Raw genomic sequence first — 9,225 nt, 5'->3', positions numbered from 1 at the left:
GGGCCGGGCGCCTTTCGCATTCCTGGAGCTTGCGCGATGCGACGTTAGGCGGCTGGCTGCTCAGCAACGGGTGCTTCGACAACCGGCTCTTCAACGACGGGTGCTTCGATAACCGGCTGCGCGGCAACCAGCTGCGCCTCGTAGGCGGCAGCGATGGCCTGGTAGGCGGCGCGGGCCTCGCCGACGATCACTCGGTTCTCGGCGCGTAGTTTCTTCAGCGCAGCGGCCTGGGCTGCACGCAGGTTCTTGACCTCCAGTTGCGCAGCCTTCACAGCCTTGCCCTTGGCGAGCTTCGCCTTCTTGGACAGCGACTTCAGCTCGGCGGCAGCGGTGGCACGGGTCTGCTTCTCAGCAGTCTGGGCTCCGATTTGCGCGTCCTTGAAGGCAGCCTTTGCTGCTGCGACGTCGGCGTTGGTGAGGGGGGCTGACTCAGTGGCAACCGGCGCGGTGGTGACGGGCACAAGGTCAGCGGCGGATGCGGCGGTGGCACTTCCACCAACCAGGAGGCCGGCGGCGAGGAAGCCAGCGGCGATCTTGCGAATTGCAGTCATTCTTACTCCGTATTCGGATGAGATAGCTGGCCCAGCGCCAGCCACCTTTCGAAAGTAACGAGCGCACTCGACGCAAAAGCCAACCTTGCGGCTAATCTGCTGAAAGACTGTCGCTGCTTTCCAAAAGCTGCGCTTTTGCTGGGACAAGCCGTGCCCGGAAATGGCCGTGCAAACGAAGGCGGGCATCGCCGTCGTGATGATTTACGCGACTTTTCTGCCCGGCTCTGTGGCCTAGGGCGCTGGCACGGCTATTCCCGTGCCTTTGCACGGTGTGTGACACCTGGTGGGGCAGACGTAGGGATTAAAGAGGTAGCTGATCCTCAGAGGGCAGGGTGCCATGACTAGGATGTGGGGCATGCCGACAAGCTCAATCCCCGTGACCGACGCTGCCCGCGCCGACGCTCTCCACGCCCTGGATATTCTCGATACCCCTCGAGAGGAGCGCTTTGACCGGATTGTCCGTGCAGCACGGGCCGTCTTTGATGTGCCGATGGTGGCCCTGAACTTCATTGATCTGGACCGGCAGTGGACCAAAGCGGAAGCCGGTTTACCGGGCTTGGAAAACACGCCGCTCGATGAAGCGATCTGCTGGTATACCGTCCGGAAAGGCGACGTCCTGGTTGTGCCCGACGCGTCGGTCGACGAGCGGTTCAGTGACTACCCGTTCGTTACCTCGGATCCTAATATCCGCTTCTATGCAGGGCAGCCACTGAGGGCGTCGGGCGGCGAACCTGTCGGCTCGCTGTGCATCCTGGACACGAAACCACGGCAGCTCAGCGACAAAGAAGCCCAGGTGCTGGCCGAAATGGGGCGTTGGGTCGAGCAGGAGCTGGAGTTGCAGCGGGAGCTGGACCACGCGGCCGAGGTGCAGCGCGTACTTTTGCCCCGTACCGTCCCGGATCTTCCCGGCTACCAGCTGGCTGGCCGGTGTGTGCCGTCGAGAGGGTTGAGCGGGGACTTCTTTTACTGGCACGCCTTGCCCGACGGTAAGCTCCAGTTGCACGTGGTGGATGTGATGGGCAAGGGGATCCCCGCCGCGCTCATTGCGGCGTCGCTTCGGGCCACCTTGGTGGGAGCTGCACGGTTCAGCGACCAGGGTCAGGCATTCCATCGGGCGGCGGTCGCATCGGAACAGTTGCTTTCCGACGCCGACTCCTTCGGCACTGTCTTCTCGGCCCGCCTTGAACCGTCCACTGGGCGGATTGACTATGTAGATGCCGGACACGGTCTGGCTTTCGTCTTCAGCGCCGGCGGATACCGCCGGCTGCACCGTTCCGGGCCTCCCCTGGGAGCGCTGCCCGGCCAGCAGTGGGAGGTCCACAGCACGGTTCTGGAACCTGGGGAGACCTTGGTGGTGGTGTCAGACGGTTTCCTCGATTTCTTCGCCACCTTGGAAGAAACGCTCGAGCAGGCGGTTGCCGCCGGGATCGTAGCCTTGCCACCGCAGGAGCTGGTTGACCGGGCCGTTGCCTACGCCGGCATGAAGGGACACGACGACGACATCACCGTCGTCGCGCTCCGGCGGGAATAGGACGACCGTGGGCCCTAAATTCCGGGGCTGGAATGGTGTCGACTTATGTACCTCGCGGTGCATTTGATCCGCCTCGATCGGTTCGGATAGTGTTGCGCCGCACGTGCCGTTGATAGTTCCGCCACTGCTCTTCCCTGTCTCGCCTTCTTCCACTAGAGAGTCCTCCCATGCGTCTGGCGTTAAACGTTTTGATGGTTCCGGTCCTGGTCGCACTCGCGCTGATGTCAGGCGGGGTTGCCCCGGCGCAGGCAGCCACGGCCGCGATAACGCTTAGCTCCTCGTCGGGTCCGGCAGGAACTTCGGTGACAGTTACCGGCACGGGCTTCCCCAAGAAGTCTTCCGGAACTGTGACCGGCGGAACTGAACCGGTCAAGTTCGTCACCAGTGCCTCCGGATACTTCCAAACGGCGTTGGTGATACCTCCGGCCGAGCAGGCAACTGTCTCCATCGAGGCTAAAGCCGGCGCCACCCGCGCATCGGCTCCCTTCACGCTCACCTACAGCAGCCCCTCGGTGACGCAGGAGGAACCAACACAGCCCCAGCAGTCTCCCGCCCCCACCGCGCCATCGATCAGCAAGGCGCCGCTTCGCTTCGGCCTGGGAACGCCGGGCGGACCGCTGGCCTCCGCCGAACTCGACGCGGCCGCCGCCCTGGTCGGCGAAGCTCCGTCGATCATCCTCTCCTACAAGGACTTCAACCAAGCCCCGCCCATCGCAGAACTGGAAGCGGTCCGCACCCGCGGTGCGGTCACCTTGCTCACCTGGGAGCCATGGACCTGGGGCGGCGGCACCGGACAGCCCGCCTACTCCCTGGACCGGATCACCGCCGGAGACTTCGACCCCTACCTCCGCGAGTGGGGCACGGCTCTGGCCCGGTGGGGCCATCCTGTGATGCTGCGCTTCGGCCATGAGATGAACGGCAACTGGTACCCCTGGTCCGAAGGAATCAACGGCAACGCGGCCGGGGACTATGCCGCCGCTTGGCGGCACGTTCACGACGTCGTCTCTTCCACCGGCGCCCAGAACATCACCTGGGTGTGGAACCCGAACGTCCCCTACGCCGGATCAACGCTTCTGGACGGGCTTTACCCCGGCGCGGGCTACGTGGACGCGGTTGCCCTCGACGGGTACAACTGGGGAACCTCCGCAGCGTGGAGCACCTGGACCCCGCCGTGGGCGCTTTTCGCCGACGGCCTCGGACAGCTCCGGTCGCTGGCCCCGGGCAAGCCCATCCTCATCGCCGAAACAGCCTCCGCGGAAGAGGGCGGCTCCAAGGCAGCCTGGAACAAGGACCTTGTCTACTACCTGTCCCAGCAGCCCGACATCACGGCCTTGGTCTGGTTCCACTACAACAAGGAAACCGACTGGCGCATCGACAGCAGCAAAGCCTCTGCCAGCGCGCTCGCCGAAGCCCTCGCCGCCCGGCCCAAATAGCTGTCTGACGCGCGAGCTTATCGCTCCGAACCTGCAGCACCGGCGACTACAAGAGCAACGGAACCCGCAGTTGTACGTCTGGGGTGCAGCTTCGATGCCTGAAGCCGCTCGGACGCGATCCTAGGCTCCGCGCAGGCGACGGCGGACAACCTGCCGGCGCGGGTGGCGCAGATCCAGTACTCCTGACGCGGCCCCACGCTGGAACTGGCCGAGCACCTGCTGGCCGTGCTGGACCGCAACGCCGAGCACTCCGCCGCAGCGCACCGCCGGGTGGAGATGTTTAGGCCAAGTCCGGTCCGCCGAACCATCCGGGAGTCAGGGCGCGGAATTCTTGCGGATGCAGCGCTGAGGCTCCCGCAGGGACCATCCCCAGGAACGGGACGGGAAGATCGCTCAGGTACCGCTGGTTGTCCAACTCAATGTCGGTGGGCTCCTGAGGCCAGGCACCGATCACCAGCCCCGCGACGGGAAGCGACCGGCGCTGCAGTGCCTCGAGGGTCAGCAGGGTGTGGTTCAACGTCCCGAGCCCGCTGCGGCACACGACGACGATGCCCGCCGTTCGCTGGCTGTCGCCGGCGCCGGCCGTCGTTGTCCCGTCGATGAAGCCAGCAGCCAGATCCGCGAGGCAAAAACCCGGCTCTAGTTCGACGAGCAGTCCGCCGGCCCCCTCCACCAGCACGTGATCGAAATCCTCGGCTAGCCTCCGGATGGTCTCGGTGTGCTTCACACGTCTTGGGAGGGAAGCGCCCTCCCGGGCGGCTGCGGCAACCGGCGCCATCGGTAACCGGAGCCGGGCACCTTCCAAGACGTGGTCGATCCCGGCCAGCCGGCGGACTTCCTCGATGTCCCCGGCCTCCTCCTCCAGAACGCCCGTTTGGACGGGTTTATAGACCGCGACCGAGGGGCGGCCGCTGAGCGAGGCAGCCGCGCGGGAACCCGCCGACAGCGCCGCCGCAAGCGCCGCCGTCGTCATCGTTTTGCCCACGCCGGTATCCGTGCCGGTCACGAACAGGATCCGGGGCAGGGCGGGCAGGCCCGCGTCAGGGTGCCTCACCGGTTGTTCCTTTCCGGTGACGCGGCTTCCACCGTGACGGACAGGGGCGCCTGGAAGGACAACAGCCGCAACCAGTCCGGTTCCGGCCCAATCAGCCGTATATCAGGCAGGGCACGGGCAGTTTCCTCCAGGGCCAGGACGGTTTCGAGTTCGGCCAGCCTCGCCCCCAGACAGCGGTGCAGCCCGTAGCCGAAGGACAGCGAGTAGGCCGTGGGGCCAGCATCGGGCGGGTGGTGGCCGGCCAGTTCCAGCAGGATTTCGGATCCGGCGGGCAGCGCCGTGCCGTCCAAGACGGTATCGCGCGGGACGGCCCGGCGCCAGGTGTGCACGGACGGTTCCTCGGCCAGCACCCTGCGCACCAGCGTTGATCCAGTGCCGCCGGAGGCCAGCGATTGCCAGCAAGCGGGATCCTGCAGCGCCCGGTACAAGGCTGTGCCGATCAGCAGCGCGGTGGTTTCCTGCCCGGCGATGAGCAGGAAGTAGCCCAGCGAGCAGACCTCGGCGGTCCGGAGCCCGGCCGCGTGCAGTGCGCCGAAGAGGTTGTCGCGCCCGTGGCTGGCGATGACCTCGGCCCGCAGCCAGGTGTAGAACTCGGCGGCGGTTTCGGCCAGTTCCACCTGGCGCTGCGGATCCGGCCAGCCCCAGAAAAGTTCCAGTGAATCCCGGCTCCAGCGCTTGAGCACTTCCGGGTCCGGCAGTTGGAAGCCGGTCAGTTCCTGCATGATCACCGGCGGGATGTGGGCGCCAACAGCCCGGGCAAGGTCCACCGGGCCGTGCGCGATCTCCGCGGCGGCAGCTTCGGCATGTTTGCGCGTTAGTTCGCGCACCCGCGGGCCGATGGCGGCGACCTTGGCGGGGGTGAAGAACCCTGCTACCACCGAACGCACCGTCCGGTGCAGCTCCCCGGTGGCCGAGGCCAGCACCGGCGGCAGGGCGAACCGGCTGCGGCTCAGGATCCGCAGTGCCGCCGGGCTCAGCGGCACCACCGAGGTCAAGGCGTTGGTGGGCAGGAAATCATCCACTCGGCGCAGCACCTGGCGGACCTGCTCGGGGTCCCTGATGACCTGATAGCTCGTGCCCTCGCTCACGCGGGCACCTCCATGTGTGATAGCAGCGTATTAATAAGGTCGGTGACGTTCCGCAACTGCTCCGGGGCCAGGTCCGCGCGGGCGGTCAGCCTCAGCCGCGAGATCCCGTCCGGCACACTCGGCGGACGGAAGCAGCCGACCAGCACGCCGGCGTCCTCCAGCCTGGCGGCCAGTTCCGCGGCGCACCGCGGTGAGCCGGCGGGCACGGACTGCACCGCGCCATCAGCCTGCTCGATGCCCAGACCGGCGGCGATCAGCGCCGCGTTGTGTCCGACGGCAGCCACGCGCTCCGGCTCGTCGGCAATGATGCGGCAGGCCTGCGCGGCGGCAGCGGCCGCGGCCGGGGCCAGCCCGGTGTCGAAAATGAAGCTCCGCGCGGTGTTGACCAGATGCTCGCGCAGAGCGGGGGAGCCGAGTACCGCCCCGCCCTGGCTGCCCAGGGCCTTGGACAGCGTGGCGGTAACCGCCACATGCTCCGCTCCGGCCAGTCCCGCGGCGTACACGGCGCCGCGGCCGTGGCCGGCTACGCCGATCCCGTGCGCCTCGTCCACCACCAGCAGCGCGTCGTGGTCGGCGCACAGTTGCGCAGCGGCGGACACGTCGGCGGCGTCCCCGAGCACCGAGTAGATCGATTCGATCACGACGACGGCGCGCGGCTGGCTGCGCGCGGCCAGCCGCTGCTCCAAGGCATCCAGGTCGTCGTGCGGGAAGACCTCGACCGGGGAGCGGGAGAGCCGGGCGGCGTCGATCAGCGAGGCGTGGATGTGCTCGTCGGTCAGAAGCAGGGTTCCCGGGCCGCCGAGAGCGGTGAGGATGCCCAGGTTCGCGGCGTAGCCGCTGGAGAAGGCCAGCGCCGCGGGGCGGCCGGTGAGCGCGCACAGTTCGGCCTCGAGTTCCTCGTGCACAGCGTGCGTGCCGGTGACCACGCGGGAAGCGCGGGCGCCGGTGCCGTAACGTTCCACGGCGGCGATGGCGGCGGCCTGCAACCGGGGGTCAGCGGCCAGGCCCAGATAATCATTGGAGGCCAGGTCCAGCACGTCGCCGCTCCGCGGTACCGTGTGCCGTGTGATGCCGCGCCGGGCGCGCACTCCCGCCTGGGCTGCGAGCCAGTCCTGCATGGAACTCATCAGCCGTGCACCTCTTTAACGGCGGCACTAATGCCGGCGCCGATCGCCGCCACGTCAGCCGGCGTGCAGATATATGGCGGCATGGTGTAGACGAGGTTGCGGAACGGGCGCACCCAGACTCCGTGCGCCAGGGCCGCGCGGGTCACGGCCGGGATGTCCACCGCGTCGTGGAGTTCGACGACGCCGACGGCGCCGAGCACCCGCACGTCCCGGACGGATCCGAGTCCGGATGCGGGGGCCAGGGAAGCGCGCAGGCCGGCTTCGACGCCTCGCACCTGCTCCTGCCAACCGGCGCTTTCCAGCAGTTGAAGCGAGGCCGAGGCGACCGCGCATGCCAGCGGGTTGGCCATAAAGGTGGGCCCGTGCAGTAGGGCCCGGAATTCGGAGGCGGTGATGACTTCCGCGACGGTCGTGGAGCACAGCACCGCGGCCAGGGTCAGGTAGCCGCCGGTCAGGGCCTTGCCCACGCACATGACGTCCGGGACCACCCCTGCCCATTCGCCGGCGAAGAGCTTGCCGGTGCGGCCGAAGCCGGTGGCGATTTCGTCGAAGACGAGCAGTAGCCCGTGCGCGTCGGCCACCCGGCGCAGGGCCTGCAGGCATTCGGGCGCGTAGGCGTACATTCCGCCGGCGCCCTGCAGTACCGGTTCCACAATGATCCCGGCCAGCTCGTGCCCGTGCCGGGCGACGGCGGCCTCCAATTCCGCGGTCCAGGCGGCAACCGCTGCGCCGTCGGAGACCAGACCGCCGCCGTCCAGCCGCGCGGCCGGCGGCCGGGGCAGGAAATGCTGGACCGGCAGGGATGGGAAGGCCGAGTGCATGCCGTCCACCGGATCGCACACGCTCATCGCACCGAAGGTGTCCCCGTGGTAGCCGCCGCGCAGGGCCAGGAACGCGTGCCGGCCCTGCCGCCCGGCTGCGGCCTGGTACTGGATGGCCAGCTTCAGCGCGACCTCCACCGAGACCGAACCGGAGTCCGCGAAGAACACGTGCCGCAGCGGTTCGGGGGCCAGCTCCGCCAGCTGCTCGGCCAGCCGGACGGCAGGCTCGTGCGTGAGGCCGCCGAACATCACGTGGCTGAACCGCTCCACTTGGCGGCGTACTGCGTCGTCGAGGGCCGGATGCCGGTAGCCGTGGATGGCGGACCACCAAGAGCTCATGGCATCGACCGCCTCGAAGCGCGCCCCGTCCGCGGCTTCCAACTGCAGCCGCACGCCGTCCGCGGCGGCAACCGCGTAAGGCGTGGGGCCGTCCAGCGGGGCGTACGGGTGCCAGAGCAGGCCGCGGTCACGCGCAAGCAGCGCAGCGCCGGACAGCGCTGCCTCAGGCATTGGGGGCAAGCTCCGTCCCCGCGCCGCGGCGCCGGATGGAAATCTCTGTCGGTGCGCCGTCGTCGTCAGCGGCCGCAGCGGGCACCGGGCCGGCGGGAGCCAGAACAGTGAAGCCGGCGTCGGCAATCATCTCCAGGTCCGCCTTCGCGGCCTGGCCCTCGCTGGTCAGGTAGTCGCCGAGGAAGAGCGAGTTGGCCACGTGCAGGGCCAGCGGCTGTAGCGAGCGCAGGTGCATCTCGCGGCCGCCGGCCATCCGCAGTTCGGTGGGAGGGCAGGCGAAGCGCACCAGCGCCAGGATCCGCAGGCAGTGTGCAGGGGTGAGCAGCCAGGTGCCCTCCAGGGGGGTGCCCTCGAAGGGCATCAGGAAGTTAACCGGGATCGAGTCGGTCTCCAGTTCGCGCAGGGCGAAGACCGCGTCGATCAGCTCTTCGTTGCTCTCGCCCATTCCCACGATCAGGCCGGAGCAGGGGGAGAGGCCGGCGTCCTTGGCATGGTTGACCGTGCGAACGCGGTCCGCGTATTCGTGGGTGGTGCAGATGTCGGCGTAGTTGGATTCGCTGGTGTTCAGGTTGTGGTTGTAGGCGTCCACTCCGGCGGCCTTGAGCTTGTCTGCCTGCCCGTCCTTGAGGATGCCCAGGCAGGCGCAGACCTCCACCTGCGGATGCTCGTCCTTGAGTCCGGCGACCATGTTGGCCACTCGATCCACGTCCCGGTCCGTTGGGCCCTTGCCGCTGGCCACGAGGCAGACCCGGGAGGCGCCGGCGCGGATGCCGCTGGCGGCCTGTTCGGCGGCCTCTTCCGGTTTGAGCCAGGTGTACTTGAGGATTTCGGCGGCCGAACCCAGGCGCTGCGAGCAGTAGGTGCAGTCCTCCGGGCAGAGGCCCGACTTGAGGTTCACCAGGTAGTTCACCTTGACGGTATTGCCGAAGTGGGCCCGCCTCAGCGTCGCTGCCGCCGCCGTCAGCTGCAGCAGCTGTGAATCGTCGGAAGCGAGGATGGCACGCGCATCGTCGCGCGTCAGGGTGCCGCCGGCCAGCTGCCGGTCGGCCAGATCTTGGAAGGAATTGAACACCGTTCAATAGTGGATGCGGCCGGAGTGGTTGTCAAGGA

At 68.0% G+C, this 9,225-nt stretch carries 8 protein-coding genes; 2 read left to right on the top strand and 6 right to left on the bottom strand.

Going from position 1 to position 9,225, the window contains the following annotated elements:
* Window positions 1–44: 44 nt before the first annotated feature.
* On the bottom strand, window positions 45–551 hold the full coding sequence (locus AC5RVS_RS01340) for a hypothetical protein (RefSeq protein ID WP_494106818.1): 507 nt from the start codon (window positions 549–551) through the stop codon (window positions 45–47).
* A 355-nt stretch (window positions 552–906) separates the two neighbouring features.
* Between AC5RVS_RS01340 and AC5RVS_RS01335 the strand changes: the two genes are divergently transcribed.
* Complete coding sequence (locus AC5RVS_RS01335) at window positions 907–2,082, top strand: PP2C family protein-serine/threonine phosphatase (RefSeq protein ID WP_494106817.1); 1,176 nt, start codon at window positions 907–909, stop codon at window positions 2,080–2,082.
* A gap of 167 nt (window positions 2,083–2,249) precedes the next feature.
* A complete protein-coding gene (locus AC5RVS_RS01330; protein ID WP_494106816.1) occupies window positions 2,250–3,515 on the top strand; it encodes a glycosyl hydrolase in 1,266 nt (421 codons plus the stop codon).
* 280 nt (window positions 3,516–3,795) lie between these two features.
* Here AC5RVS_RS01330 and bioD read toward each other — a convergent pair whose 3' ends face one another.
* From bioD to bioB, 5 genes are read right to left on the bottom strand one after another with little or no spacing between them, the layout of a single operon-like run.
* Entirely contained in the window at window positions 3,796–4,569 is a 774-nt protein-coding gene (bioD, locus tag AC5RVS_RS01325; protein ID WP_494106815.1) for a dethiobiotin synthase, read from the bottom strand.
* A complete protein-coding gene (locus AC5RVS_RS01320) occupies window positions 4,566–5,657 on the bottom strand; it encodes a cytochrome P450 (RefSeq protein WP_494106814.1) in 1,092 nt (363 codons plus the stop codon). Before AC5RVS_RS01320 ends, bioD begins: the two co-directional genes overlap by 4 nt.
* Complete coding sequence (locus AC5RVS_RS01315) at window positions 5,654–6,784, bottom strand: 8-amino-7-oxononanoate synthase (RefSeq protein ID WP_494106813.1); 1,131 nt, start codon at window positions 6,782–6,784, stop codon at window positions 5,654–5,656. The genes AC5RVS_RS01320 and AC5RVS_RS01315 overlap by 4 nt, the downstream gene beginning before the upstream one ends.
* A complete protein-coding gene (locus AC5RVS_RS01310) occupies window positions 6,784–8,115 on the bottom strand; it encodes an adenosylmethionine--8-amino-7-oxononanoate transaminase (RefSeq protein ID WP_494106812.1) in 1,332 nt (443 codons plus the stop codon). The genes AC5RVS_RS01315 and AC5RVS_RS01310 overlap by 1 nt, the downstream gene beginning before the upstream one ends.
* On the bottom strand, window positions 8,108–9,187 hold the full coding sequence (gene bioB / locus AC5RVS_RS01305; protein ID WP_494106811.1) for a biotin synthase BioB: 1,080 nt from the start codon (window positions 9,185–9,187) through the stop codon (window positions 8,108–8,110). The genes AC5RVS_RS01310 and bioB overlap by 8 nt, the downstream gene beginning before the upstream one ends.
* Window positions 9,188–9,225 lie beyond the last annotated feature (38 nt).

Source organism: Arthrobacter sp. Y3221048 (genome assembly GCF_059092685.1).
This window is presented reverse-complemented; position numbering and strand designations above follow the sequence as displayed.